Genomic DNA, 326 nt, shown 5'->3' with positions numbered 1-326 from the left:
CACCCACGGCGACCACAGCGCCAACTTCCACACCCTCGACAACCCGAACATCTGCCTCCCGGAGGTCCACAACATCGCGGTCGGCGCCGTCATCGGCGTGGCTGTCCCGATCGAGGTGCCGGTCCTGAACAAGACCCCGAAGCAGATCTGCAACGTCGGCCACAACACCCAGTCCTCCGGTGACGGCGGCGTCTCCCACCTGATCGGCTGATCCTGCGGCAACCCGGCCGAGGCCCCGGTGACGCGTCCCGGGCGCCGGTACCGCACCGGACGAGGTCTGCCCGCCGCCGCCGGCGATCCGTCGGCGGCGGGACCGGCGCCCGCAC

1 pseudogene is annotated in these 326 nt (G+C 71.8%); it reads left to right on the top strand.

The window, feature by feature from the left end:
• Positions 1-211: pseudogene (locus tag VR45_RS32015) on the top strand (rodlet layer protein); the annotation flags it as partial.
• Positions 212-326 lie beyond the last annotated feature (115 nt).

Source organism: Streptomyces sp. NRRL S-495 (genome assembly GCF_000966955.1).
In the GTDB taxonomy this organism is placed as follows: domain Bacteria; phylum Actinomycetota; class Actinomycetes; order Streptomycetales; family Streptomycetaceae; genus Kitasatospora; species Kitasatospora purpeofusca.
This window is presented reverse-complemented; position numbering and strand designations above follow the sequence as displayed.